The 25,747-nt window shown below is 71.0% G+C and carries 25 protein-coding genes; 15 read left to right on the top strand and 10 right to left on the bottom strand.

Annotated features, from left to right (window positions below):
- Positions 1–82 precede the first annotated feature (82 nt).
- The 3 genes from fomD to ABT147_RS11655 all read right to left on the bottom strand — a co-directional run bounded on the left by fomD (position 83) and on the right by ABT147_RS11655 (position 4,208).
- Positions 83–775, bottom strand: coding sequence for a cytidylyl-2-hydroxypropylphosphonate hydrolase (gene fomD / locus ABT147_RS11665; RefSeq protein WP_351404488.1), 693 nt, complete (start codon positions 773–775; stop codon positions 83–85).
- A 114-nt stretch (positions 776–889) separates the two neighbouring features.
- Positions 890–2,275, bottom strand: a complete 1,386-nt coding sequence (locus ABT147_RS11660; protein ID WP_351404486.1) for a class II fumarate hydratase — start codon at positions 2,273–2,275, stop codon at positions 890–892.
- A gap of 268 nt (positions 2,276–2,543) precedes the next feature.
- Positions 2,544–4,208: a fumarate hydratase gene (locus ABT147_RS11655; RefSeq protein ID WP_351404484.1), complete on the bottom strand. Its 1,665-nt coding sequence runs from the start codon at positions 4,206–4,208 to the stop codon at positions 2,544–2,546.
- Positions 4,209–4,411: 203 nt separating this feature from the next.
- On the opposite strand from ABT147_RS11655, the gene ABT147_RS11650 reads away from it, so the two are divergent.
- Complete coding sequence (locus ABT147_RS11650) at positions 4,412–5,134, top strand: DUF1707 SHOCT-like domain-containing protein (RefSeq protein WP_351404482.1); 723 nt, start codon at positions 4,412–4,414, stop codon at positions 5,132–5,134.
- Between the two features lie 174 nt (positions 5,135–5,308).
- Positions 5,309–5,686 carry a WhiB family transcriptional regulator gene (locus tag ABT147_RS11645; RefSeq protein ID WP_351404479.1) on the top strand — a complete coding sequence of 126 codons (378 nt, stop codon included), beginning with the start codon at positions 5,309–5,311 and terminating at the stop codon, positions 5,684–5,686.
- Between the two features lie 164 nt (positions 5,687–5,850).
- On the opposite strand, the gene glpX is transcribed toward ABT147_RS11645, so the two are convergent.
- The gene (gene glpX, locus ABT147_RS11640) at positions 5,851–6,885 is read right to left on the bottom strand and encodes a class II fructose-bisphosphatase (protein ID WP_351404477.1); all 1,035 of its coding nucleotides are present in this window, start codon (positions 6,883–6,885) and stop codon (positions 5,851–5,853) included.
- A gap of 134 nt (positions 6,886–7,019) precedes the next feature.
- On the opposite strand from glpX, the gene ABT147_RS11635 reads away from it, so the two are divergent.
- Positions 7,020–7,529, top strand: coding sequence for a DUF4245 domain-containing protein (locus ABT147_RS11635; protein WP_351404624.1), 510 nt, complete (start codon positions 7,020–7,022; stop codon positions 7,527–7,529).
- 133 nt (positions 7,530–7,662) lie between these two features.
- On the opposite strand, the gene ABT147_RS11630 is transcribed toward ABT147_RS11635, so the two are convergent.
- Positions 7,663–8,253: a malonic semialdehyde reductase gene (locus tag ABT147_RS11630; RefSeq protein WP_351404475.1), complete on the bottom strand. Its 591-nt coding sequence runs from the start codon at positions 8,251–8,253 to the stop codon at positions 7,663–7,665.
- On the opposite strand from ABT147_RS11630, the gene ABT147_RS11625 reads away from it, so the two are divergent.
- Complete coding sequence (locus ABT147_RS11625) at positions 8,252–8,431, top strand: hypothetical protein (RefSeq protein ID WP_351404473.1); 180 nt, start codon at positions 8,252–8,254, stop codon at positions 8,429–8,431. The genes ABT147_RS11630 and ABT147_RS11625 overlap by 2 nt on opposite strands.
- A gap of 58 nt (positions 8,432–8,489) precedes the next feature.
- Here ABT147_RS11625 and ABT147_RS11620 read toward each other — a convergent pair whose 3' ends face one another.
- Positions 8,490–8,768, bottom strand: coding sequence for an exodeoxyribonuclease VII small subunit (locus ABT147_RS11620; RefSeq protein WP_351404471.1), 279 nt, complete (start codon positions 8,766–8,768; stop codon positions 8,490–8,492).
- Positions 8,769–8,778: 10 nt separating this feature from the next.
- Positions 8,779–10,065, bottom strand: a complete 1,287-nt coding sequence (gene xseA, locus ABT147_RS11615) for an exodeoxyribonuclease VII large subunit (RefSeq protein ID WP_351404468.1) — start codon at positions 10,063–10,065, stop codon at positions 8,779–8,781.
- A gap of 342 nt (positions 10,066–10,407) precedes the next feature.
- On the opposite strand from xseA, the gene ABT147_RS11610 reads away from it, so the two are divergent.
- Both ABT147_RS11610 and ppgK read left to right on the top strand, forming a co-directional pair.
- The gene (locus ABT147_RS11610) at positions 10,408–11,418 is read left to right on the top strand and encodes a 4-hydroxy-3-methylbut-2-enyl diphosphate reductase (protein WP_351404466.1); all 1,011 of its coding nucleotides are present in this window, start codon (positions 10,408–10,410) and stop codon (positions 11,416–11,418) included.
- Positions 11,419–11,561: 143 nt separating this feature from the next.
- Positions 11,562–12,308, top strand: a complete 747-nt coding sequence (gene ppgK / locus ABT147_RS11605) for a polyphosphate--glucose phosphotransferase (RefSeq protein WP_351404464.1) — start codon at positions 11,562–11,564, stop codon at positions 12,306–12,308.
- A gap of 48 nt (positions 12,309–12,356) precedes the next feature.
- On the opposite strand, the gene ABT147_RS11600 is transcribed toward ppgK, so the two are convergent.
- Positions 12,357–12,905 (bottom strand): DUF6542 domain-containing protein, encoded by a 549-nt coding sequence (locus ABT147_RS11600; RefSeq protein ID WP_502983072.1) that lies wholly within the window; start codon positions 12,903–12,905, stop codon positions 12,357–12,359.
- 357 nt (positions 12,906–13,262) lie between these two features.
- Between ABT147_RS11600 and ychF the strand changes: the two genes are divergently transcribed.
- Positions 13,263–14,351 carry a redox-regulated ATPase YchF gene (ychF, locus tag ABT147_RS11595; protein WP_351404459.1) on the top strand — a complete coding sequence of 363 codons (1,089 nt, stop codon included), beginning with the start codon at positions 13,263–13,265 and terminating at the stop codon, positions 14,349–14,351.
- A gap of 79 nt (positions 14,352–14,430) precedes the next feature.
- Positions 14,431–14,604 (top strand): hypothetical protein, encoded by a 174-nt coding sequence (locus tag ABT147_RS11590; protein WP_020113949.1) that lies wholly within the window; start codon positions 14,431–14,433, stop codon positions 14,602–14,604.
- Positions 14,605–14,608: 4 nt separating this feature from the next.
- Here ABT147_RS11590 and ABT147_RS11585 read toward each other — a convergent pair whose 3' ends face one another.
- Positions 14,609–15,715 carry a pyridoxal-phosphate dependent enzyme gene (locus ABT147_RS11585; protein ID WP_351404457.1) on the bottom strand — a complete coding sequence of 369 codons (1,107 nt, stop codon included), beginning with the start codon at positions 15,713–15,715 and terminating at the stop codon, positions 14,609–14,611.
- Between the two features lie 257 nt (positions 15,716–15,972).
- Between ABT147_RS11585 and ABT147_RS11580 the strand changes: the two genes are divergently transcribed.
- The 6 genes from ABT147_RS11580 to ABT147_RS11555 all read left to right on the top strand — a co-directional run bounded on the left by ABT147_RS11580 (position 15,973) and on the right by ABT147_RS11555 (position 22,953).
- Complete coding sequence (locus ABT147_RS11580) at positions 15,973–17,172, top strand: DUF4190 domain-containing protein (RefSeq protein ID WP_351404455.1); 1,200 nt, start codon at positions 15,973–15,975, stop codon at positions 17,170–17,172.
- Positions 17,173–17,319: 147 nt separating this feature from the next.
- Positions 17,320–18,072, top strand: coding sequence for a GntR family transcriptional regulator (locus ABT147_RS11575; protein WP_351404453.1), 753 nt, complete (start codon positions 17,320–17,322; stop codon positions 18,070–18,072).
- A gap of 444 nt (positions 18,073–18,516) precedes the next feature.
- Entirely contained in the window at positions 18,517–18,717 is a 201-nt protein-coding gene (locus ABT147_RS11570) for an SPOR domain-containing protein (RefSeq protein WP_351404451.1), read from the top strand.
- Between the two features lie 45 nt (positions 18,718–18,762).
- Positions 18,763–19,167: a (deoxy)nucleoside triphosphate pyrophosphohydrolase gene (locus ABT147_RS11565; protein WP_351404449.1), complete on the top strand. Its 405-nt coding sequence runs from the start codon at positions 18,763–18,765 to the stop codon at positions 19,165–19,167.
- Positions 19,168–19,471: 304 nt separating this feature from the next.
- Positions 19,472–19,879, top strand: coding sequence for an ATP-binding protein (locus ABT147_RS11560; protein ID WP_351404447.1), 408 nt, complete (start codon positions 19,472–19,474; stop codon positions 19,877–19,879).
- Positions 19,880–20,196: 317 nt separating this feature from the next.
- Positions 20,197–22,953: a SpoIIE family protein phosphatase gene (locus ABT147_RS11555; RefSeq protein ID WP_351404445.1), complete on the top strand. Its 2,757-nt coding sequence runs from the start codon at positions 20,197–20,199 to the stop codon at positions 22,951–22,953.
- A gap of 124 nt (positions 22,954–23,077) precedes the next feature.
- Here the strand turns inward: ABT147_RS11555 and ABT147_RS11550 are convergent, their stop codons facing one another.
- Complete coding sequence (locus ABT147_RS11550; RefSeq protein WP_351404443.1) at positions 23,078–24,970, bottom strand: hypothetical protein; 1,893 nt, start codon at positions 24,968–24,970, stop codon at positions 23,078–23,080.
- A 465-nt stretch (positions 24,971–25,435) separates the two neighbouring features.
- Between ABT147_RS11550 and ABT147_RS11545 the strand changes: the two genes are divergently transcribed.
- A complete protein-coding gene (locus ABT147_RS11545) occupies positions 25,436–25,735 on the top strand; it encodes a hypothetical protein (protein ID WP_351404440.1) in 300 nt (99 codons plus the stop codon).
- Positions 25,736–25,747: the final 12 nt, after the last annotated feature.

Raw genomic sequence — 25,747 nt, 5'->3', positions numbered from 1 at the left:
CTGCCCGAACTGCGGGAGTTGCCCCTGTGAACTATTGCGGAGGACGATCCTACGGTTGCGGACCGGGGGCGTATCAAGGGTCTCATGAGGACAAGTGCGCGGGCGTACGGTCCCAGTCGTCCGGGAGAGACGGTACTCCCCACGCCGGATTCGGGCGCCAGTGCTGCCATCCTTCCGAGAACGGCGGGCCCCACGCGCCGATCACCTCCACCGCGGCCCGACCCGCCTCCCGCACCCGCTCGGCCGCGTGAGCATCCATCAGGCCGTCCTGCTGAGCCTGCGCGAACTCGTCCTCGTCGAGCCAGGTCCAGGTCCGGTCCGGATACACGCAGATGTCCAGGAAGTGGTCCTCGGAGTCCACACCGCCGTCCCAACGGGCCAGCGGCGTCTCCAGGTTGACGTACCAGTTCTTGAAACGCCAACCCTGCTCCCAGAACAGCCACACCGACCACGGCTCGCCCGGCCGCGCCAGCTTCAGCACCCCGGCGCCGGACCAGCGGCCGAGCCGTACGCTCCGCGGCTTCTTGTAGCGGGACGTGAGCGGTTCGGAGTTCAGCGAGGTGCCGTCCGCCAGCACGGGCCGTACACACTCGGTTCCGGGCGCCATCCACACGGCGAGCAGATCCTCGTCGTCGCGTACGACCGTGACGGGGCGTGCGATATGGAAGTGTTCGCCGCCGTTCTCCCGGTAGCGCCACAGAATCTGACTCCCCGGCTCCCAGAACGCCGTCGATCGGCCCGCTTCCACTCGTCTCACCACTCCGTCGTCTCCCATGCGCAGATATTAGGTGTCATGCGCATATGACGCTGCGGTACCGGTCACGGTTCACGCCTTGGCGGGAATCGGTTACCCGAGTGACACCTGGGACGGCCGGAACTCGCCGTCCGGTCACGGCCGCGTCATCCTCAGGACATCCAGCGCCTCGTCGAGCTGCTCCAGGGTGAGATCGCCGCGCTCCACGTACCCGCTCGCGAGGACGACCTCCCGGATGGTCTTCCGCTCGGCCAGCGCCTTCTTGGCCACCTTCGCGGCCTCCTCGTACCCGATGTACTTGTTGAGCGGGGTGACCACCGACGGCGAGGACTCGGCGTACTCCCGGGCCCGCTCCCGGTGCGCCACGATCCCGTCCACCGTCCGGTCGGCGAGCAGCCGTGAGACGTTCGTGAGCAGCCGGATCGACTCCAGGACGTTCTTGGCGATGACGGGCAGCATGACGTTCAGCTCGAAGTTGCCCGACGCGCCCGCCGTGGTGACCGTGACGTCGTTCCCCGTGACCTGCGCGGCGACCATGAGAACGGCCTCCGGGATCACGGGGTTGACCTTGCCGGGCATGATCGAGGAACCGGGCTGGAGGTCGGGGAGGGAGATCTCCGCGAGACCGGTCCGTGGCCCCGACGCCATCCACCGCAGATCGTTGGCGATCTTGGTGAGGGACACGGCGATCGTACGGAGCTGCCCGGACGTCTCCACGATCCCGTCCCGCGCGCCCTGAGCCTCGAAGTGGTCCCGGGCCTCGGTGAGCGGCAGCCCGGTGACCCGGCCGACCTCCGCGATGACGGCGGCGGAGAACCCGGGCGGCGTGTTGATCCCGGTGCCGACGGCCGTACCGCCCAGCGGAAGTTCGGCGAGCCGGGGCAGCGAGGCCTCCAACCGCTCGATCCCGTACCGCACCTGAGCCGCGTACCCGCCGAACTCCTGGCCGAGAGTGACCGGTGTGGCGTCCATGAGATGCGTACGACCGGACTTCACGACGTCCGCGAACTCCACGGACTTGCGGGTGAGCGCGTCGGCGAGATGCTCCAGGGCGGGGATCAGATCACGGGTGACGGCGGCGGTGGCGGCGATGTGGATGGACGAGGGAAAGACGTCGTTGGACGACTGGGACGCATTCACATGATCATTCGGATGCACATCCCGCCCGAGCCGCTCGCTCGCCAGCGTGGCGATGACCTCGTTGGCGTTCATGTTGGACGAGGTCCCGGACCCCGTCTGGAACACGTCCACCGGGAAGTGCTCGTCCCAGCGCCCCTCCGCGACCTCGTCGGCCGCGTCCCGGATCGCCTCGGCGACATCCTTGTCGAGCACCCCCAGTTCGGCGTTGACCGTCGCGGCGGCGCCCTTGATCCTGGCCAGGGCCTCGATATGGGCCCGCTCGATACGCTGCCCCGACACCGGGAAGTTCTCCACCGCCCGCTGCGTCTGCGCCCGCCACTTGGCGTCCGCCGGCACTCGGACCTCACCCATGGAGTCATGTTCGACGCGGTAGTCACTCATGCCCCGTACAGCGTCCGGGCCGGCCGTGATGTTCCCGTCCGTACCCCGTGAGGGTGACGAGGAAAGAAGGGTTCCCTCCAGCCCGTCCGGTGTCTGACCCCTCTTCAGCCCGTCCGGCGTTTGAGGACGAGGCCGGAGGCCGAAAGGGGGGTCCGGGGGCGCAGCCCCCGGGGGCGGTCCGGGGTCGAAGGGGCAGCGCCCCTGGGGACGGGAACGGGTAGGGGCGGCGGGGGCGAGGAAGAACCGCTCCCGGACCCGCCCCGAACCCCTAGGCCAGCCCAGGCCCCCGCACCGGAATCGACGTGAACGTCGGCGCCGGCGCCGGGTCCTTGAAGAAGTCGTTGCCCTTGTCGTCGACGACGATGAACGCCGGGAAGTCCTCGACCTCGATCTTCCAGACGGCCTCCATCCCGAGCTCCTCGTACTCGACGACCTCGACCTTCTTGATGCAGTCCTGCGCGAGACGCGCGGCCGGCCCGCCGATCGACCCCAGGTAGAACCCGCCGTGCGCCCCGCACGCGTCCGTGACCTGCTGCGACCGATTCCCCTTCGCCAGCATCACCTTGGACCCGCCCGCCGCCTGGAACTGCTCCACGTACGAGTCCATCCGCCCGGCCGTCGTCGGACCGAACGACCCCGACGCGTACCCCTCGGGCGTCTTCGCGGGCCCCGCGTAGTACACCGGGTGGTCCTTCAGGTACTGCGGCATCTCCTCACCCGCGTCGAGCCGCTCCTTGATCTTGGCGTGCGCGATGTCCCGGGCCACGACCAGCGGCCCGGAGAGCGAGAGCCGCGTCTTCACGGGGTGCTTGGTCAGCGCGGCGAGGATGTCGTCCATCGGCTGGTTGAGGTCGACCTTGACGACGTCGCCCTCCTCCAGGTGCTCGTCGGTCGTCTCCGGCAGGAACCGCGCCGGGTCCGTCTCCAACTGCTCCAGGAACACACCCTCGGCGGTGATCTTCGCGACGGCCTGCCGGTCGGCCGAGCAGGACACGGCGATCGCGACGGGGCACGAGGCACCGTGCCGCGGCAGCCGGATCACCCGCACGTCGTGGCAGAAGTACTTCCCGCCGAACTGCGCCCCGATCCCGATCCGCTGCGTCAGCTCGAAGACCTTCTCCTCCAGTTCCTTGTCCCGGAACCCGTGCCCGAGCGGCGACCCCTCGGCCGGGATCTCGTCCAGGTAGTGCGCGGAGGCGTACTTCGCGGTCTTCAGCGCGTACTCGGCGCTCGTACCGCCCACCACGATCGCGAGGTGGTACGGCGGACAGGCGGCCGTCCCCAGCGAACGGATCTTGGCCTCCAGGAACTTCATCATGGAGGCCTCGTTCAGCACGGCCTTCGTCTCCTGGTACAGGAACGACTTGTTGGCGGACCCGCCGCCCTTGGCCATGAACAGGAACTTGTACGCGCCGCCGTCGGTGGCGTACAGCTCGATCTGCGCCGGCAGGTTCGACCCGGTGTTCTTCTCCTCCCACATGGTGAGCGGAGCCATCTGCGAGTAGCGCAGGTTCAGCTTGGTATACGCGTCGTAGATGCCCTTGGACAGGGCCTTCTCGTCCTCGCCCTCGGTGAGCACGTTCTGTCCGCGCTTGCCCATGACGATCGCCGTACCCGTGTCCTGGCACATGGGCAGCACACCGGCGGCCGCGATGTTCGCGTTCTTCAGCAGGTCCAGGGCGACGAACTTGTCGTTGCTCGACGCCTCGGGGTCGTCGATGATCCGGCGGAGCTGCGCGAGGTGCGCGGGGCGCAGATAGTGCTGGATGTCGTGGATCGCCTCGGCGGCCAGCTTGCGCAGCGCCTCCGGCTCCACCTTGAGGAACGTCCGCCCGTCGGCCTCGAAGGTGGAGACACCCTCGGAGGTCACCAGCCGGTACGGGGTGGTGTCCTCTCCCATGGGGAGCAGATCGGTGTACTCGAACTCAGGCATGTCGCCCATTCCTCACTCGACAAGGCTGTTGTCAGGCTCGCGCGCCCCTGCGGCTCACTCGCCGACGGCTGACCTCCGTTGGCAGCGTTCACCAGCGTAGAACCTGGCCGGGAGGGCGGGCTTGTGAGGTAAGGCTCAGTTCGTCGCCCCCGAGTTGTCCACACCCCTGGTCGCGATCTATCGCGAGTGGGTAATCTGCTGTCGTGGACCTTCAGAAGCGCCCCATCCAGGAACCGCCGTTGTCCTCCGCCGAGCTGCGCGCCTCCGACGCCGACCGCGACCGGATCGCCGACCTCCTGCGCGACGCCCTCGCCGAGGGCCGCCTCACCGCGGAGGAGCACGCCGAGCGGGTCGAGGGCGTGCTCGCCGCCAAGACCGTGGGCGAGCTGGACGTCTTCGTACGGGATCTGCCGGCCGGCCAGGCCCGGAAGCCGGGGCGGGCGTATGTGCCGCCGGTCTCCTCCGTGCCCAACCGCCCCACGCCCGGCGCCATCCCGATCGACCCCGACGACCGGCTGATGGCGGTCTTCAGCGCCTCGATGCGCAAGGGCCGCTGGCGGGCCGGCCGCCGTATCCACTCGTACGCGATATTCGGCAGCGTCGAGATAGACCTCAGCGAGGCGCTCTTCGAGCACCGCCAGGTGATGATCAAGGCGGTCTCGGTCTTCGGCAGCGTCGAGATCCGCGTCCCCGAGAATGTCTCGCTGCGCGGCAGCGGCGTCGGCATCCTCGGCAACTTCGAGGTGGACGCGCTCGATTCGGAGGAGCGGGACGCGCCCGTGGTCTTCGTGGACGGACTGGCCGTCCTCGGGAGCATCGAGGCGAGGCCCAAGCGGGGCAAGGTGATCGCCGATCTCCTCGGCCGGGTCGCCGACCATGTCTCCCGCAAGGTGGACGATCATTTGCGCAAACACCAGGACCGTTGACGCTTGTGAATTCGACCACGCCCGGACACGGCCCGAAGGGATCCGATCCGGTGGTGAGCGCGTGGTGTTGACGGCGAATTCCAGTGGATCGGGACTCAGTGCATAGGCACGCGCACAGCGGGTAGGCCTTGCTGCATCGTCTCTCGCTCGCGAAGCCGTCGTCAGGAGTAGACCGTGCTGCATCCGCCGCATTCGTCCCTGCAGGTCGCTGCTGTTCCGCCCCAGCGGGTGCCAGTGCGCGACAGGGACCAGGACGCCCCGTGGCACACGGAGGCCGTGTGCCGGCGTGACGAGGCCGGGCTGTTCTTCGCCCCCTCCAAGGAACCCACCGCGTCCCGGCTCTCCCGGGAGGAAGCCGCCAAGCGCGTCTGTGCCCGCTGTCCCGTCATGGTCGAGTGCCGGGAACACGCACTCCTGCAACCCGAGCCCTACGGAGTCTGGGGCGGCCTGACCGCGGCCGAACGCCGCGTGGTCCTGGCCCGCAGGCGCCGCCGGGACCTGGAGCTGCAGAAGGCGGCGAGGACGAACGGGACGATAGCGGCGGCGGGCTGACGCTACCGACACGCACGAGAAAGGCGCCCTCTCCGCACAAGAGGGCGCCTTTCATGCGCGGGGCTCTTCAGGGGCGCGGGGAACCGCGCGACCGGCCACGGCGCACCCGCGGCCGACAACACCCCGAAACCCCCACGCCCTTGGTCGACCGATCCGCCTACTGCCTACTTGGGCTTCTCGAAATCGATGGAGCTGTAGGCCCGCAGCTTGCTCAAGCGATGCGTCGAGTCGATCCGCCGCACCGTCCCCGACTTCGACCGCATCACGATCGAGTCGGTGGTCGCGGTCTCCGACCGATACCGCACACCACGGAGCAACTCACCGTCGGTGATCCCGGTGGCCACGAAGAACACGTTCTCCCCGGACACCAGGTCGTCGGTCGTCAGCACCCGGTCGAGGTCGTGCCCGGCGTCGATGGCCCGCTGCCGCTCCGCGTCGTCCTTCGGCCACAACTTGCCCTGGATCGTGCCGCCCAGGCACTTCACCGCACAGGCCGAGATGATGCCCTCGGGCGTACCGCCGACACCGAGCAGCAGATCGACGCCCGTGCCCTCCCGCAGCGCCAGGATCGAGCCCGCGACATCCCCGTCGGAGATCAGCTTGATCCGCGCGCCGGCCTCCCGGATCTCCTGGATGATCCCCTCGTGCCGGGGACGGTCCAGGATGACGACGGTCACATCCTCCGTGGCGGACCGCTTCGCCTTGGCCACCCGGCGGATGTTGACCGACACGGGCGCGTCGATGTCGACGAAGTCCGCCGCCTCGGGCCCGGTGACCAGCTTGTCCATGTAGAAGACGGCCGACGGGTCGAACATCGTGCCCCGGTCGGCCGCCGCGAGCACGGCGATCGCGTTGGTCATGCCCTTGGCCGTGAGTGTCGTCCCGTCGATCGGGTCGACGGCGATGTCGCACTCCGGGCCGGTGCCGTCGCCGACGCGCTCGCCGTTGAAGAGCATCGGGGCCTCGTCCTTCTCGCCCTCCCCGATCACGACGACGCCGTTCATCGACACGGTGGAGACGAGGGTCCGCATGGCGCGCACGGCGGCTCCGTCCGCCCCGTTCTTGTCCCCGCGGCCGACCCAGCGGCCCGCGGCCATCGCGGCCGCCTCGGTCACCCGGACGAGCTCCAGGGCGAGGTTGCGGTCGGGGGCCTCGCTCGGGACTTCGAGCTCGGACGGCAGATGATGGTTCTCGGTCATCGGAGCGCACCTTTCTGATACGACGACGGCCGGATGAGGGTTCCGCCCGACTCTATCGTCAGTCCGACAAAATGAGCAGGGGACCCCACGGATGAGCGGAGTGGTGCACCTGCGACGATGAGGGCGTGGCAGGCATGAAAGGCAAGCAGACCGTTCGCGACATGGTCCTCTCCCTGGGGCTGATCGTCCTGGCGGCATGGGTCATCTATCTCTTCATCCCGCATGACGAGACCGAGCAGGAACTCCCGCGCGTCGACTACCGCGTCGAGCTGCTGACGGCGCGTCGCGCGGCCTCGTACCCGGTGGCCGCGCCCGAGGGTCTGCCCGAGACCTGGAAGGCGACCTCCGTCCGCTTCCGGGGCGACGAGTCCGACCACTGGCACCTCGGGTTCCACGACCCCGACGGTCAGTACGTGGCGATCGAGCAGTCCGCCGAGAAGCCGTCCCGTTTCATCGCGGACGCCACCCAGGACGCGCGGAGGACCGAGGCCACACAGAAGATCGGCGACGAGACCTGGACCCGGTACGAGGGCGAGCGCTACGACGCCCTCGTCCTGGAGGACACGGGCTCCACGACCGTGGTCACCGGTTCGGCGTCGTTCGGCCAACTGGCGAAGATGGCCGAGGCACTCAGGACGGAGTGAGCGCGGGCGGGGCGTGAGCCCGCGTCGAGCGCGGATGGCGGCGTGAGCCGTGAACCGAACACACCGAAGGGCCCCGGCGGGATCGCCGGGGCCCTTCGTGACGGCTGCGCGGTGACCAGGACCGTGGTGGGACTCAGACCGTGGTGACGACGTGGTCGAAGTCCAGGCGCGGGGAGCGCGGGTGGGACGCGCCCTCGCCGGGCTTGCCGATGTTGACGACCATCAGCGGGGTGTGGTCGTCGTCCAGGAACTCCTTCTGGACACCGGCGAAGTCGAAGCCGGTCATCGGGCCGGCGGCCAGGCCCGCGGCGCGGACGCCGATGATGAAGTACGCGGCCTGGAGGGCGGCGTTCATACCGGCGGCGGACTCACGGGCCGTGCGCTCGGCGAAGAAGAGGTCCTTGGCCTGCGGGAACGCCGGGAACAGGGTCGGCAGCTCCTCGTGGAACTCGTTGTCCGCGGCGAGGATCGCGACCAGCGGGGCGGTGGCCGTCTTGGCCTGGTTGCCCTCGGCCATGTGCGGCACCAGACGCTCACGGGCCTCGGCGGAGCGGACCAGGACGATGCGCAGCGGGGTCTGGTTGAAGGCGGTCGGGCCGTACTTGACCAGGTCGTAGATCGCCTGCACCTGCTCCTCGGTCACCGGCTCGTCGGTGAACGTGTTCGCGGTGTGGGCCTCGCGGAACAGCAGGTCCTGGGCGGTGGGGTCGAGAACGAGGGACATGATCAACCTTCGTACGAGCGATGTGGGAATTACGTCCTCGACGGTACGCCAAGGAAGTTCAAGGTTCAACCAAAAGCGGGGTCTGGTGATCTGCTTCACAGCGCCTGTTCGGCGCGACGGATCACATGGCTCGGTGCTGGTGCTGGTGCTGGTGCTGGTGCTGGTGCCCGGTGGCTGACGGGTGCCCACCGGCAGGGGTCAGGCTCACCGGCGGGGGTCAGGCTCACCGGCGGGGGTCAGCCGGTCTTGCCCTGTCCGTCCCCGTCCTCGCCCTCCGCCAGCGCCGCGTCCAGCCGCGCCCGCGCGCCGTCCAGCCAGCGGCGGCAGACCTTGGCCAGCTCCTCGCCGCGCTCCCAGAGGGCGAGGGACTCCTCCAGCGTCGTACCGCCCGCCTCCAGCCGCCGGACGACCTCGATCAGTTCGTCCCGCGCCTGCTCGTACCCGAGGGCGCGGTCGGCCTCGGAGGCCCCGGCCGCCTCGGTCGTCCCGTCGGCCTCGCTCACGTTGCTGGTCATGCGGCCCACCCTATGCGTCCCCTCCGACAGTCCCTGTTCCGTCGACAGGCACCGCTCCTCCGCCAGTCCCCGTCCCTGTCCCGGTTCCCGCCCCGTCGACCCGTACGGCGAACTCGCCCTCGGCCACCCGCGCCCGCAGCGACTCCTCCGGCCCGACCTCGCCGGGGGCGCGGACCACATGCCCGTCCGCCTTCTGCAGTACCGCGTACCCCCGCTGGAGCGTCGCCGCGGGGGAGAGGGCCACCACGCGCGCGTGCGTGTGCGTCAACTCCGAGACGGCGCGGTCCAGATGGTGCCCGAGGCAGCGGCGGCCCCGGTCGAGCAGCGAGGCCACATGGTCGGCGCGCTCGTCGATCATGCGGTGCGGATCCTCTATCGAGGGGCGCGCGAGGGCATGCGCGAGCCCCCGCTCCTCCCGCTCCACGAACGCCTCCACGCACCGCCGCGCCCGGTCCCGCAGCCACCGCACCCGCTCGTACTCCTCGCCCACGTCCGGCACGACCTTCTTGGCCGCGTCGGTGGGCGTGGACGCGCGCAGGTCCGCGACATAGTCCAGCAGCGGGGTGTCCGGCTCGTGCCCGATCGCCGACACGACGGGTGTACGGCACGCCGCCACGGCCCGTACGAGCTGCTCGTCGGAGAACGGCAGCAGGTCCTCCACGCTGCCGCCGCCGCGCGCGACGACGATGACGTCCACGCCGTTCAGCGCGTCCAGCTCCTTCACCGCCTGCACGACCTGCGGCACCGCGTGGACGCCCTGTACGGGGACGTTGCGCACCTCGAAGCGGACGGCGGGCCAGCGGTGGCGGGCGTTCTCCAGCACGTCCCGCTCGGCTGCGGAGGCCCGGCCGCACACCAGCCCGATCAGCTGTGGCAGAAAGGGCAGCGCCTTCTTCCGCTCGGGCGCGAACAGGCCCTCCGCGGCCAGGGACTTCTTCAACTGCTCCAGCCGGGCCAGCAGTTCGCCGACCCCGACCGGCTTTATCTCGGTGGCCCGCAGTGACAGCTGTCCGCGTGGCGCGTACCACTCGGGCTTCGCCAGGACGACGACGCGGGCGCCTTCGCTCACGACGTCGGCCACGGCGTCGAAGACCTGCCGGTAGCAGGTGACGCCCACGGAGATGTCGTGCGAGGGGTCGCGCAGCGTGAGAAACACGACGCCGGCGCCCGGGCGGCGGGACAGCTGGGTGATCTGTCCCTCGACCCACACCGCGCCGAGGCGGTCGATCCAGCCGCCGATGAGTCGGGAGACCTCGCCGACGGGGAGGGGGGACTCGGCGGACGTGTTGAGAGCCATGCGCCGAGCGTAACGGGGGGCACGGACAAGGGCGCCTAATAGCTCGGGGGTGCGGGTTCGTTGGCGGGTGCGGCTCCGGTGGGGGCTTCTCGCGCAGTTCCCCGCGCCCCTAAAAGATCAGGCCCCTGCGGGCCTGATAGACCACGGCCCCGCAGGCCCGAAAAGCGACAGGGCTGCAGGCCCGAAAAGCGACGGGGCTGCGGGTTGAAAAGCACGGGGCGCAGCCCCTGCTTTTCAGGGGCGCGGGGAACTGCGCGACCAGCCCCCACCGGAGCCGCACCCGACAACGCACCGTCGCCCCCCACCACGCTCCCCCACCCCCCGGCGGAGCCACCCCCTACGATGGACAACATGACCGCTTCGCCTGGCCGCCGCCGTGTCCTCCTCGCCGCCCCGCGTGGCTACTGCGCGGGAGTCGACCGCGCAGTGATCGCCGTCGAGAAGGCCCTGGAGCAGTACGGGGCCCCGATCTACGTCCGTCACGAGATCGTCCACAACAAGTACGTCGTGCAGACGCTGGAGAAGAAGGGCGCCATCTTCGTCGAACAGACGGAGGAGGTCCCCGAGGGCAACATCGTCATGTTCTCCGCGCACGGCGTGGCCCCGACCGTCCACGACGAAGCCGCCCGCGGCAAACTCGCCACCATCGACGCGACCTGCCCGCTGGTCACCAAGGTGCATAAGGAAGCGATCCGGTACGCCAATGAGGACTACGACATCCTCCTGATCGGGCACGAGGGCCACGAAGAGGTCATCGGCACCTCGGGCGAGGCCCCGGACCACATCCAGCTGGTCGACGGCCCCGAGGACGTCGCCAAGGTCGAGGTCCGCGACCCGTCCAGGATCGTCTGGCTCTCGCAGACCACGCTCTCCGTCGACGAGACGATGGAGACGGTCGGCGCGCTCAAGGAGAAGTTCCCGCTGCTCGTCTCGCCGCCCAGCGACGACATCTGCTACGCCACGCAGAACCGCCAGCTCGCCGTGAAGCAGATGGGCGCCGAGGCGGAGCTGGTCATCGTGGTCGGCTCCCGCAACTCCTCCAACTCGGTCCGCCTCGTCGAGGTCGCCAAGCTCGCCGGCTCCCGCGAGGCATACCTCGTGGACTACGCGAACGAGATCGACGAGGCCTGGCTGGAGGGCGTGGAGACCGTCGGCGTCACCTCGGGCGCCTCCGTACCGGAGGTCCTCGTCGAAGAGGTCCTGGAGTGGCTCTCCCTGCGCGGCTTCGAGGACGTCGAACTGGTCAAGGCAGCCGAGGAGTCGATCACCTTCTCCCTGCCCAAGGAACTCCGCCGCGACCTGCGCGAGGAGGCCGCCTCCCTGGTCGCCGAGCGCACCGGACAGGGCGCCTGACCCGCCCGAACACCCCCGCGTACGGCCCCGGAACGTGAAGGTTCCGGGGCCGTACGCGTGCGAGAGCGTGCGGATTCCCGCACCCGGCGGCGACCGGGCACCTCGTTCGCGTGACTGTCAGTCGTACGACGTAACGTAGGGCCATGCACATCTTCGGCGTGGACATCGGCGGTTCCGGGATCAAGGGCGCTCCCGTGGACCTGGACCTGGGCGACCTGGCGGACGAGCGGTACAAGGTGCTGACCCCGCACCCGGCGACGCCGGACTCGGTCGCCGACGGGGTCAAGGAGGTCGTCGACCACTTCGGCTGGACCGGCCCGGTCGGCATCACGTTCCCGGGCGTGGTCACGGGCGGTGCCACGATCCGTACGGCGGCCAATGTCGACAAGGCCTGGATCGACACCGACGCGCGCGCCCTGCTGAGCGACCGGCTCGGCGGCCTGGCGGTGACCGTGATCAACGACGCGGACGCGGCGGGCGTCGCCGAGATGCAGTTCGGCGCCGGGCGCGACCGTCAGGGCACGGTCATCCTGCTCACCTTCGGCACGGGCATCGGCAGCGCCGTCTTCTCCGACGGCGTCCTCCTCCCGAACACGGAGCTGGGCCACCTGGAACTGCACGGCCACGACGCCGAGACCCGTGCCTCCACCAAGGCCAAGGACGACCACGAGCTGACCTGGGAGCACTGGGCCAAGCGCGTCACCAAGTACCTCGCCCACGTCGAGATGCTCTTCTCGCCCGAGCTGTTCATCATCGGCGGCGGCGTCAGCCGCAAGTCCGCCAAGTTCCTCCACCTCATCGAGGACATCAAGGCGGAGATCGTCCCGGCCCAGCTGCAGAACAACGCGGGCATCGTGGGCGCGGCGATGCGGGCGGCGAAGGCCGGCTAGGAGTGGAGAGCGGACCGGCCCACGCGGTGGGCCGGGAGGCGACAGACCCTAGGAGCCCCGGGGGACGGTGCGGCGTGGCTGGGCCGGAGTCCTAGGGGCCCGGGGGCCGACCGGCCGGTGGTCGTACGGAGGCCGGCCCTGGACACCGGGCGCCCGGACCTGCTCCGGCCCCCCGACCCGCTCCCGGACCTCTCCGTCCCCCCGCTCCCTCTCGAACTCCCGCTCGGCCGCCCGCTGGGCCATCAGCCGCAGCTTGCGCACAGTCACGATCACCCCGGCGACGAGTGTGCCGCCGTACAGCCAGCCCGCCTGCATGGCGAGGGCGGTGACCAGCGCCATCAGATGACCGCCGAGGCCGCCCTCGCCCTCGGCGAGCAGCGGCAGACCGGCCGCGAAGGCGATCGGTACGACCACGGGCGCGCTCGCCAGGTCACCGCCCCGCACCCACACCGCGCTCAAGGCGCTGACCAGCAGGAACAGCACCCCGTACAGGGCGGGGGACGCGTCGAACAGCAGTCGGTCGAGGCCGGCGAGCGCGAACATCGACACCCCGCAGAACACCCCGCAGCCCAGCCCGGTGAGGCGTGGGTTCGGCATCCGGCGCACGGCCCGCGCGACGCTCCGCACGGCTCGGACCGGTGGTGGTACGGGCCCGCGCGCGACCGGAGCACGACGTGGTACGCCCGCGCCGGGAACCCGGCCCCCTCTGCCCACCTGCGGGGGAAGAGAAGAGGCGCCGCGCTGCGGCCCGGTCCGACGGGGGTGCGGGGGATACGTCCGTTGCTGCTGCTCCACTCGTCCAACTTAGGTCGGTTAATGTGCCGAATGGGTTCAGAGACACGCCGTTGAGCGGACCTTGGCCAAGCGTTCGATACGTCGCCGGGCCGGGTTCCGGCACGCCGTAAACTGGGGGACCGGCCGCCTGGCCCTCCTACGCAACGGGAAGTCGCAAACGTGTCGCTCACGATCGGAATCGTCGGTCTGCCCAATGTCGGCAAGTCGACCCTGTTCAACGCCCTGACCAAGAACGACGTGCTGGCGGCCAACTACCCGTTCGCCACGATCGAGCCGAACGTCGGCGTCGTGGGCGTCCCGGACGCGCGCCTGACCAAGCTGGCCGAGATCTTCAGCTCGCAGAAGATCCTCCCGGCGACCGTCGACTTCGTCGACATCGCGGGCATCGTCCGCGGCGCCAGCGAGGGCGAGGGCCTCGGCAACAAGTTCCTCGCGAACATCCGCGAGTCGGACGCGATCTGCCAGGTCATCCGCGCCTTCCAGGACGAGAACGTCGTCCATGTCGACGGCAAGGTCTCGCCCAAGGACGACATCGAGACGATCAACACCGAGCTGATCCTCGCCGACCTCCAGACCATCGAGAAGGTCCTGCCGCGCCTCCAGAAGGAGTCGCGCATCAAGAAGGACATCGCCCCGAAGGTCGCCGCCGTCGAGGCCGCCAAGGAGATCCTGGAGAAGGGCGACACCCTCTTCTCCCAGGGCATCGTGCAGGGCTCCGGCAACGAGGAGCTCCTCCACGACCTGCACCTGCTCACCACCAAGCCGTTCCTCTACGTCTTCAACGTCGACGAGGACGAGCTGACCGACGAGGACTTCAAGAACGAGCAGCGCGCCCTGGTCGCCCCCGCCGAGGCGATCTTCCTCAACGCCAAGCTGGAGCAGGACCTCGCCGAGCTGGACGAGGCCGACGCCATGGAGCTCCTGGAGTCGGTCGGAGCCGAGGAGCCGGGCCTCGCCACCCTCGCCCGCGTCGGCTTCGACACCCTCGGCCTGCAGACCTACCTCACGGCCGGCCCCAAGGAATCCCGCGCCTGGACCATCAAGAAGGGCGCCACCGCCCCCGAGGCCGCCGGAGTCATCCACACCGACTTCCAGAAGGGCTTCATCAAGGCCGAGGTCATCTCCTTCGCCGACCTGGTGGAGACCGGCTCGGTCGCCGAGGCCCGCGCCAAGGGCAAGGCCCGTATGGAGGGCAAGGAGTACGTGATGCAGGACGGGGACGTCGTCGAGTTCAGGTTCAACGTCTGACCTGATTCGACAGGGTGTCGATCTCCCGGGGCGGGCAGTCCTTCAACAGGCAGGGACAGCCGGCTGGGAGGGGGCCCGCATGTGGGTGGCACTGGCGATACTGGGCGTGCTCGTCGTGTTCAACGGTGAGTTCCGGGTGCTGGCGGTCGCCGCCGGCGCGCTCCTGCTCTGGGTCGGACACAAGCGGAGCAATATGCTGCTGACGGCGATCGGCGCGGGGTTCCTCGCGCTGATGCTGTACGCGGCGTACTGACCGCCTAGCTCCCCGCCAGCCCCGTCTTCAATCCCGCGCCGCACAACGGCACCACCGCCGTGCGCGCCCCCAGCGCCCCCTCCCGTACGGCCGCCCAGCAGGCCACGCCCGTGGACTCGACGTACAGGCCGCGGGAGGCCAGGTCGCGTTGGGCGTGGCGGAGCTGGTCCTCGCTGACGGTGAGGAAGGCGCCGCCGGAGTCGCGGACCGCGCGGAGGATCTGGCGGGCCCGGGGCGGGTGGGGGATGGCGATGCCCTCGGCGAAGGTGGGGGCCGTCGGGGTGGTTCCGACGAGGTCGTCGGCGCCCTCGGTCCAGGCGTGGGCCAGGGGCGCGACGGCGGCCGACTGGACGGCGTAGAGGGCGGGGCGGCGGTCGATGAGCCCCGCCGCGTGCAGTTCGGCGACGGCGAGGGCCGCGCCCAGCAGCAGGGTGCCGTTGCCGACGGGGACGACGAGCACCTCGGGGAGCCGGCCGCCGAGGTCCTCCCAGAGTTCGTGGACGTAGGTCTTGGTGCCGTGCAGGAAGTACGGGTTGTAGACGTGCGAGGCGTAGAAGACACCGTCCGCGTCCGCCGCCTCACGGGCCGCCCGCGCCGTGGCCTCCCGGTCGCCGTCGACGATGTGGAGCTGCGCGCCGTGCGCCCCGATCTGCTCCAGCTTCTTGTCCGACGTACCGGCCGGGACGTACACCGTGCAGGGCAGCGCGGCCCGGGCGCAGTACGCGGCGACCGCCGTGCCCGCGTTGCCGCTGCTGTCGGCGATCACCTGGCGGTGCCCGAGCCGTAGGGCCAGCTCGGCGAGGAGCACCGCGCCCCGGTCCTTGAAGGAGAGCGTCGGCATCAGGAAGTCGAGCTTGGCCCGGATGCCGTCCTTCAGCTCGACGAGCGGGGTCCGGCCCTCGCCCAGCGAGATCGTGGGCGCCGCCAGGGGGAGGCATTCCGCGTAGCGCCAGAGGGAGTTCACCCGGCCGGCCAGGGACTTCAGCGAAGCCGGTGTGGGCGCGAAGTCCAGGTCCAGGGGGCCGCGGCAGGCCGGGCAGCACCAGGCCAGGGAGGCGGCGGGGACGCGCGTGCCGTCCGTGGGGCAGAAGCGATCCGGCAGAGGGGTCATGAGCGAAGGGTAGTTGGGGCGGCCGGGTTGGCCGGGACGGCTGGTGACGGTGCGTCATGTCGGGTGGGGGCTGGGTGTGCCGGGTGGCGGTGGGGGGTCGGAGCGGTGGGGGTGGGGCGGTGACCGGGTCCGGCCCGTTCCGTGTCCCGTCCTCCCCCGCGCCCACCCGACGTATCGCCCGGGCCCGTCACCCGCTTACCATGCGCCCAGTCGTACGTCAGTTCCCACCCTGCTCGCCGCAAGGAGCACCTGTACCCGTGGCCACACCCCCGCCCCCCGGGCCTCAGCCGCCTCATGGCGGTGGCTCGTTCCCGTCGTCGGGGCAGCCGCCGCAGCCGTATCCGTACGGGGCGACCGCTCAGCCATGGGGTCAGGCCTGGGGGCAGCCGTATCCGGCGTTGCAGCCGCCCCCGCCCGTCAACGGGCTCGCGATCGCCGCGCTCGTGCTCGGGGTGCTGTGCTTCCTGCCGGGGATCGGGCTGCTGCTGGGCGTCGTCGCGCTGGTGCAGATCCGGAGAAGGGGCGAGCGCGGCAAGGGCATGGCGGTGGCCGGAATCGTGCTCTCCACGGTCGGCGCGCTGCTGATGACGCTCGCGTTCACCACGGGCGGCGCGCGCGACGCGTGGGACGGCTTCCGCGACGCGGCGAACGGCGCGGGCGGCACCTTCTCGGTGGCCAGTGGCGAGTGCTTCGACTCGCCGAGCGGTTCGCTGGAGGGGTACGCGTACGACGTCGACATCGTGCCGTGCGCCGGCGAGCACGACGCGGAGGTGTTCGCCGCTTTCTCGATGCCGGACGGCGCCTACCCCGGCGACGGCACGGTCACCGACGCCGCCGACGACGAGTGCTACGCGCGCTCGGAGACGTACGCGATGGACCCCTGGGCGTTCCCGGACGACGCCGACGTCTACTACTTCACGCCCACCCGCCAGAGCTGGCGGTACGGCGACCGTGAGATCACCTGCATGTTCGGCAACATCGATCCCGAGGGCAGCCTGACGGGCTCGCTGCGCCAGGACGAGACGACCCTCGACGACGATCAGTTCGCCTTCCTGGAGGCCGAGGCGATCCTGAACGACGCATTCGACCGGATGCCCGACACGGAGTACGTCGAGGATGATCTGCCCGGGCACCAGGTGTGGGCGTCGCAGGTGGCGGGCGCCCTGGAGCGGCAGTCGTCCGCCCTGCGCGCGCACGACTGGGAGCCCGCCGCCGAGCCGGAGGTCACCGACTACGCCGACGCCCTGGACCGGGCGCGCGAGGAGTGGGAGGCGGCGAGCGAGGCGGGCGACGGCGAGGACTTCAACGCCCACTGGGGCAAGGCGCACCGGCTGACCGACGGCCCCAAGGTGGTCACCGCCCGCGAGGCTCTGGGGCTGGCCACCGAGCCGCCGGCGTACGAGTACGACGACACCGGCGAGGGCGACGGCGAGGACGGCTCCGACGCGGAGGTGTGACGGCACCCATAGTGGGGAGAAAGTGCCTGCGTAAAGCCCTCCCCGCGCACATGTCATCACATCGAGTGATTCTCTGGCCTTTGCTTGCATGGCCGAACCCACGGTTGCCACGCTGTTGCTGTCTGTACATCCAGATGGGAGCGGCCAGTGACTTTCGGTGAGCAGCCGGCGTACTTGCGTGTCGCGGGTGATCTCCGCAGAAAGATCGTGAACGGTTCGCTGCCGCCGCACACCCGCCTCCCCTCCCAGGCCCGCATCCGCGAGGAGTACGGCGTCTCGGACACGGTCGCGCTGGAGGCCCGCAAGGTGCTCATGGCCGAGGGGCTGGTGGAAGGCCGCTCCGGATCGGGCACGTATGTGCGAGAGCGTCCCGTGCCGCGTCGGGTCGCCCGCTCCGGGTTCCGGCCCGCGGGCGGCGCCACCCCCTTCCGGCAGGAGCAGGCCGACGCCGCGGCGCGTGGCACCTGGGAGTCGCGCAGCGAACAGATCGAGGCGGGCCGTACGGTCGCCGAGCGCCTCGCGATCCAGATCGGCGACCGCGTGATGTGCACCCGGTACACCTTCCGGGACGCGGGGGAGACGATGATGCTCTCCACCTCCTGGGAGCCCCTCGCCGTCACCGGCCGCACCCCCGTGATGCTGCCCGAGGAGGGGCCGCTCGGAGGCATGGGTGTCGTCGAGCGGATGGCCGCCATCGACGTCGTCGTGGACAACGTCACCGAGGAGGTCGGCGCCCGCCCCGGCCTCGCCGAGGAGTTGCTCGCTCTCGGCGGTGTCCCGGGGCATGTCGTCCTGGTCGTCCACCGTACGTACTTCGCCTCGGGCCGCCCGGTGGAGACGGCGGACGTGGTGGTCCCGGCGGACCGCTATCAGGTGGCGTACCACCTGCCGGTGAAGTGAGCGCGGGGCGCCGCTCGTTCGGGGACCGGCTGATTCCGTGTGTAGCGGACGGTGACGTGGGCATGGGTCAAGTGGCCCTTGCCGGAGGGAAGTTGGGCTTGTCGGAGCCTCGGGGCCCCGTCCGAACGTAGTTCGAATTCGGTCGTTCTTTACGCCGGGTCGTCATAGCGTCCGGTAGCGGCATGTTTCGTACGAACGGCACGGGATCGCTGTTCGTCGGAGCGCTGGGGGGCGTGCGAGTAGTGATCGGCGGCGCGTTCGACGGGGTGCGCGCCTCTCATCTTGGCCGGTTGCGTACCTCTTTGTGAAAACGCAGATTCGCTGCGTGAAGGTTAGGCGTACGCTCGGGCATATGCGGATTGCGGTTTCCTTAGGCGGCGAGGCGCGGCGGCATCCGGGGGTGGGACCTGGGCGAGCCGGGACGGGAAGGAGCGGTGGGGGGCGATGAACGACGGCACGATCACTCTTCCCTGGCTCGTCATAAGGCAGGACGACAACGGCAATCGCTACCGGGTGGGCAGGTATGCGACGCGTGCCGAGGCGCAGCAGATCGCGGACAGTCTCGACAGCCGCGGCCACAAGCAGCTCTACTGGGTCGAACGCGTCGGACAGAACGGCCAGAACGGGCAGAGCGGGAGCAACTGATTCTCTCCGCCCGGCGTCCGTGCCCGCTCCCGTAGGCTCCCGCGCATGACCGAACCGATCGTGGTGGTGGGAGCCGCTCTGCTGAACGACGGGCGACTGCTCGCCGCGCGCCGCAGCGCACCGCCTGAGCTGGCCGGACGCTGGGAACTGCCGGGCGGCAAGGTGGAGCCCGGTGAGCCTCCCGAACAGGCGCTCGTACGTGAGCTGCGGGAAGAGCTGGGCGTCGAGGCGAAGTCCGCGGAGCGGGTGCCCGGTGAGTGGGTGGTCGGGCCGGGGTGTGTGCTGAGGGTCTGGATCGCCCATCTGCTGTCCGGTGAGCCCAAGCCGCTGGAGGACCACGACGAGCTGCGCTGGCTGACCGTGGACGAGGTGTGGGACGTCGACTGGCTGGACCAGGATGTGCCGGCCGTGATGGAGGCGGCGCGGATGGCCTGGGGGGACGGGGGCTGAGCACCGGCCCCCTTCGTCCCCGGATCCCCTACCTCGGATCCCGTCCCCGAATCCCCGTCCCCTGATCCTCGTCCCCGGATCCCGTCCCCGAATCGCCGCCCGCCGTCTCCGGCGGTGAGTATCTTGGCTGCGCGGGTTGAGTGTGGCCGGTCGCGCGGTTCGCCGCGCCCCTTGGAGGGGCGGTGTGGGCCCCCTACGCCGTTCGTGCCACAGTGCGCCCTCGTGCGCGGTACTTCGCGAGGGATATCGGGTATGTGCCCATTAACCCCATGAAACCGGACAGGGCCCGCTTCTGGACTGGGAAGTGATCGGCGTGATCGACAGCGGAGACGACTGCGCCGAGTGGACCTTTCCGGCGGAGCCGGGGGCGGTGCGGGACGCTCGCGCGGTGGTGCGACGGCAACTGCGTGAGTGGGGACTCGATGTGCTCGGGGACATCACCGTCCTGTTGGTGAGCGAACTGGTGACCAACGCGCTGCGGCACGCGACGGGACCCATCGGGGTGCGGCTCGTGCGTCCCGCCGGCCCCTCGGGCGCTCTCCTGGTCGAGGTCTCCGACCCGCTGCCCGATCCACCGCGCGAGCGCGCGGCCGATGTCGACGACGAGAGCGGCCGGGGTCTGCAGTTGGTGGCCTGTTCCTCGCGCGCCTGGGGTACCCGCCCCGGGGCGGCGGGCAAGACGGTCTGGTTCGAGCTGGCGGTTCCCGGCTGAGCGGCCCTGTCGACGTATGAGGCGAAGGTCCTGATGCACGGGGGGAGTCCACGGCGTACGGCCAGGGGGAGGGGGCGGCTCCCCGGGGCGCGCGTGCGACCGACTGGTTCAAGCCAGTAGGGCTGGCTGGAGTCTTTGATTCGACGGGGCATCGCCTGGTTAGAAGACTTGGGAGTATGTCGCGGCCGGTCCAAAAACGATCGGGACCGTGCTGTGATCGTGAACACCGTGTTGTGCGGCGCCGTAGTGCTGGATACTGCGGGCAGCCGCCCCTGGTGACCGAAGCCGGACGCGGTGAGCTGGAGGGGACGGTTCGCGTGAGCGAGATACCAGCGAAGGCCACGGAGTCCACGGGTTCCCGGAACCCGTCGGACCGCGCGAGGCCCGAGGCCGCAGACGATTCCGGCCTGGGCGGAGCCACGCGCGACAGCGGGGCCGCACGCGACAAATCGGGCGACAGCCCGGCGGGCCGCGTGCCCGGGAGCCGGGCGTCCGGCGCGCCGGGCGGTGATGCCGACGGTGGCGCGGTCGTCATGGGCGGTCATGGGACCGGTGACCCGATGTGGCAGACCAGCCCGCCGGGGTCCATGTACGACTACATCAAGGTCGCGTCGTTCTCGATCGGTCCTGACGGGCTGGTCGATCAGTGGAGTCTGCGTGCCGAGCAGTTGTTCGGCATCTCGGCGGAGCGGGCCGTGGGGATGGACCCCATCGAGGCGTTCATCGACCCCGACCGGCGTGAAGAGGGCCAGCGGAAGATGGCCGAGGTCCTCGACGGCCGGGAGTGGACCGGAGTGGTCCCCTTCCGGGTCCCGGGTCCCGAGGGAGTGGAGGGGCTCGCCGAGGTCTATGTGATGCCCACCACCGTGGAGGGCGGCGAACGGGCCGCCGTGTGCATCGTCGTGGACGTCCGGACCCTGCGTCGGATCGAGACCGACCTTGCCGCTTCGCAGGCCATTTTCGGCCAATCTCCGTTCGGGTTCCTTCTGATAGACACCGATCTTCGGGTGAGGCGCGCCAACCAGCGCTTCGCCTCCATCTACGGCGGCGAGGTCGACGACCACCGCGGCCGGGGCGTCCACGACTATCTGCAGTCACCGGAGGCCGAGCGGGTCGAGGCGACCCTCCGGCGGGTCATGGAGACCGGCGACTCGATCACGGACATGCACATCACGGGCTTCGTGCCCGGCTCCGAAGAGCGCCGCCACTGGTCCATCAACCTCTTCCGCGTGCACAGCGGCACCGGCCGCCCCATCGGCATCGCCTGGCTCGCCACCGACATCACGGCCCGCCGCTCCGCCGCCCGTGAAGCGGCCGCCGCCCGGCGCAATCTCGCCCTCCTCAACGAGGCCGGGACGCGCATCGGCAACTCCCTCGACCTGGAGACCACCGCACGCGAACTCCTCGACGTCGTCGTCCCCGGCTTCTGCGACCTGGCCACCGTCGACCTCTACCAGGGCCTCCTGACGGGCGACGAGACCCCGCCCGGACTCGCCGACGGCAGCGCCGAACTGCGCCGGGTCGCCTTCGCCAGCGCCGTCTCCGACGCGCCCTTCGTCGGCGGGCCCGCCCCCGTGCGGGTCGGCGCCGTCCACCACTACCCGTTCAACTCGCCCTGTGCGGACGCCCTGCGCACCGCCCGCACCCAGCAGGTGCCCGAGGACGGCAGCCTGATCCAGTCGACGCTCGCCGTGCCGATGGTCGCGCACGACACCGTCGTGGGACTCGTGCAGTTCTCGCGCACCAAGGGCAGCGAGCCGTTCGGCGAACGCGACCGGGGCCTCGCCGTCGAACTGGCCGCACGCGCCGCCGTCTGTATCGACAACGCGCGCCTCTACCGCCGAGAGCACGAGCGCGCCCTCATCCTGCAGCGCTCCCTGCTGCCGCCGGGCGACCCCGAGGCCTCCGGGCTCGACATCGCCTGCCGCTATCTCCCGGGCAACGCGGCCACCGAGGTCGGCGGCGACTGGTTCGACGTCATCGAACTCCCCGGCCACCGCACCGCGCTCGTCGTCGGCGACGTGATGGGCCGTGGACTGCGGGCGGCGGTCGCGATGGGTGAACTCCGTACGGCCGTCCGTACGTTGGCCCTGCTGGACCTCGAACCCGCCGAGGTCCTCTCGGCGCTCGACGAGATCGCGCGCGGCCTCGGCACCCCCGGCGGCGTCCAGTCGGCCTCCCGTACGTCCGCGAGCCGCCCCCGTGACAAGGACCTCTCCGAGGTCTACCTCGCGACCTGCGTCTACGCCGTCTACGACTCGGTGACCCGGCGCTGCACCTTCGCCAACGCGGGCCATCTGCCGCCCGTCCTGGTCGAACCCGGCGAGAGCGCGCTGATGCTCGACGTGCCGCCCGGGATGCCGCTCGGCGTCGGCGGCGAGCCGTTCGAGGAGGTCGAGGTCGAACTACCCGAAGGCGCACTGTTGGCGCTCTACACGGATGGACTGGTCGAATCGCGCGACCATCCCCTCGACGAGGGCCTCCAGGCGTTCGTCGGCGCGCTCACCGACCCCGGGCAGCCGCCGACCACGCTGCGCGCCGACACGCCCCGGTCGCTGGAGGACGTCTGCGATCACGTCCTCAACACCCTCGACACCCACCACGGCGAGGACGACATCGCGTTGCTGATGGCTCGTGTCCAGGGGCTGCCGGAGGACTCCGTCGGCGACTGGACCCTGCCGCGTGAGCCGCGCAGCGTGGGCCGCGCCCGTGAGTACGCGCGCGGCCGGCTGCAGGCCTGGGACCTCGAACCCCTCATCGACACGGCGGAACTGCTGGTCAGTGAGCTGGTCACCAATGCCCTGCGGTACGGCGAGGGCGAGATACGGCTTCGGCTGCTGCTCGACAGAACGCTCGTCTGCGAGGTGTGGGACGCGGGTCTCGTACAGCCGCGTCGGCGCCGGGCCCGCGACACGGACGAGGGCGGGCGTGGGCTCCAGCTCGTCGGCCTGCTGTCCGCCGCGTGGGGGTCCCGCCGGACGCCTCGCGGCAAGACCGTGTGGTTCGAACTGCCGTTGCCGGGTGGGGAACACCGGCTGACGGATCCGGCGGAGGCGTTGCTGAGCCTGTTCTAGACGGCGCGGTTCCCTTTGCCCGTCGCGAAGGGGCGGTCGCGGTTGTGTCCGGACCGGCGGTGCGTTGTGGCTGGTCGCGCGGTTCCTCGCGCCTCTGGAGGGCGCGGGGGTGGGACGGCGGAGTTCAGAACTGGCCGCCTGACGTTCTGCGGGCGCGGGTTGCCGTGCCGCCGAAGCAGGCGGGGCCGCGCAGGTCGGCCCGGCCGGCGCCGTCGGGGGGCTCGCCGAGGATGATGCCGCCCAGCAGGGCGCCGGCCAGGCCGTCGCCGACGGGGCCGCCGTACGGGTTGCCGTACGCCCGGACGTCCTGCTCGGCCAGGTGCCGGGCCTCCTGAGCGAGGGCGTGGGCGCGCCGCGCGTGCCGGGTGTTCTCGGCGGGTGCGTCGGGTGCGGCAGTTTCGGCAGGTTCGGCGGGATCCTTCGGTGTCCCTTCCGTCGCCGACTCCAAGTGCCGTTCCGCCTCCGACAGCCGGGTCCTGGCCTTCGCTCCCACCGCTCCCCGGTGCGTGGTGATGAAGTCGGCCGCGGCGGCGACCGCGCTGCGGGCCGGGAGGAGCCAGTGGTCCTGACGGCGGAGGACGTCGAGGGGGTCGTCGTACGGGCCGGTGTCCGGGGCGCCCCGCCCGGCGGTCGCGGTGGCGTGGGCCAGCTCGGCGGCGAGCCGCTCCACCCCGGTCACGAACAGGTCCGCCTGGTGGATCGCGCCCTCGGCGGCCCGGAGGTGTACGGCCGCGGTGTCCAGGTCGCCCGGGTAGGCCGCCTGGCGGGCCCGGTTCAGCTCGGTGGTGGCGAAGACCAGGCGGTCCTTGGCCTGTTCGACGTGGCCGGTGACGGGGAGGGAGGCGGCTGGAGCGTAGCTGTCGCGGAGGGCGGTGAGGGTGGTGGACGCGGTCGACGTACGGCCGGTCAGCTCGCGGAAGCGGGTTTCCGCGTACTCCAGAGCCGGGGTGATGTCCCTTTCGAGGGCCCGCAGTTGATCGAAGGCCGGCGTCGCCGTGTCGAGCCGGCGCTGAGCCGTCGTGCACCGGGTGAGGATCTCCTCCAGCAGCGCGCGTTCCTCGTCGGGCGACAGGGTGTCGCGCTCCTCGTCCAGCCGCAGCCCCGCCCGGCAGGCCACCACCAGCTCACCCCGCGCATCCGCCAACGCCTCCACGAACGGCCGCACCGCGTCCCGCGCCGCGGGCGTCTCCACAAAGGGCTTGCCCGGATCGAGCCTGCCCGGATCGAGCCCGCCCGCCCTCTCCGGGCGCGACGACACGGGGCCGGCACCCGCCGCGTGCGCCTTGGCGCCTTCGCGATCGGTGGGGCCGGCGTCAGGCGCTTGCACGTCGTCGCGGTCGGTGGGGCCGGCTGCGGGTGCTTGGGCGTCGTCGGGGCTGGCGGGGGTGTCTGTGGACGGCCGGGTGGCCTCGTGGGTTGGCGGTGTCTCGGCGGTGCCGCGGTCGGTGGGGTCGGCGGTGGTCGCTCGGGTGTCTTCGGAGCCGGCAGGAGTTTCCGTGGGCGGCTGGGTGGCCTCGGGGGCTGGCGGTGTCGCGGGGGCGCCGTCGTCGGCGGACCCCGCTGCGGACACTTCGGCGCCGTCACGCCCCGCAGCCCCCTCCGGGCGCGTCTCGGTGTCGTCCCGGTCCGCCTCGGCGGCCCCTCGGCCCGGTCGGGGCGCCGCGAAGCGGAGTTCCTCGGTGCTGGTGCGGACGCTGTCGTCCGTCTCGACCAGGAGGCGCTGGGCGCGGCGGTGGAGGTCGGGGAGGGGGGTGGTCGGCGGTTCGAAGGTGCCGGTGGGGGTCGTGCGCAGCCGGGCGCGGCGTCTGCGTCGTACGAGTGAGTACGCGGCCACGGCGACAGCCGTACCCGCGGCGGCCACCGGCAGGATCAGGTCCGCCCCGGAGGTGCCGTCGTCGGCCGGGGCCGCCCCACCGACGGGGGTCGGAGCCAAGGGCTGCGTGGGGCGCAGGAGTGGTGCCACGGGGCCGCTGTCGACGCCCCAGGCCCCCGACTGCGCGCCCACCACCGGACCCACGGGTCGCTCGTCGGCGCCCGGGACCGTAGACCGTCCGGGGGCAACCGGTCCTGCGGGGTGACCGCCCACGACCGGCCCCACAGGTCGCCCGCCGACATCCGGGAGGCGCCCATGCACGACCGGCCCCCCAGTCCGCCCGCCCACGCCCGGGGCCGCCGGCGGCCCGCTCACTGGCCGTTCGACGGTGGTCGGCCCCAGGGGAGGCGCGTCCGTGGGAGAGGGCGTCGTCGTGGGCAGCAGGAGCCAGGCCATGGCTGCCAGTGCCCCGAACGCGGTGTGGGCCAGGCGCACGGGTATGTGCGACGTGGCGCCCCGCGTTCGGGTTCTTCTCAGACGCGACGTCACATTTGGGAGCGTATGGCCGGGGTCGCGCGGTCGCGAGCGGAGGGGGAGGTGGACGCTGGTGCTGGTGGCGGGGGCATGTCATGATCGCCTCGTTCCTAGGGGGAGGAGGGGCGGCGGGACATGTTGACGAACCTCGTGAGCGGGTGCCTCGCGGTGGCGATGGTGGCCACCGTCGTGTTCGGCGTCGTCGCGATCCGTACGCGCTGGATGCTGCCGTGGCTGCGCCGCAGCACGTTCCGGCCGGTTCTGTGGGGCTACGCCTCGCTCGCCGGCGGCGCGGGCATGGGCCTGTGGGCCGTCGGCATGAGGAGCGATCGCGCGGACGCGGAGGTGTTCGCCCTGGCGGGTGTGCTTCTGCTCGTCACGAACGCGGTGCTGTCGTATCTCGCGACCCGCCCCGGCCGCGTCCCCACCCCGTGACGGCCGGGTGCC

This window comes from Streptomyces sp. NPDC001868 (genome assembly GCF_040297125.1).
GTDB lineage: Bacteria > Actinomycetota > Actinomycetes > Streptomycetales > Streptomycetaceae > Streptomyces.
Note: the sequence above shows the minus strand (reverse complement) of the source record. Positions and strands in the feature narration are given on the sequence as shown.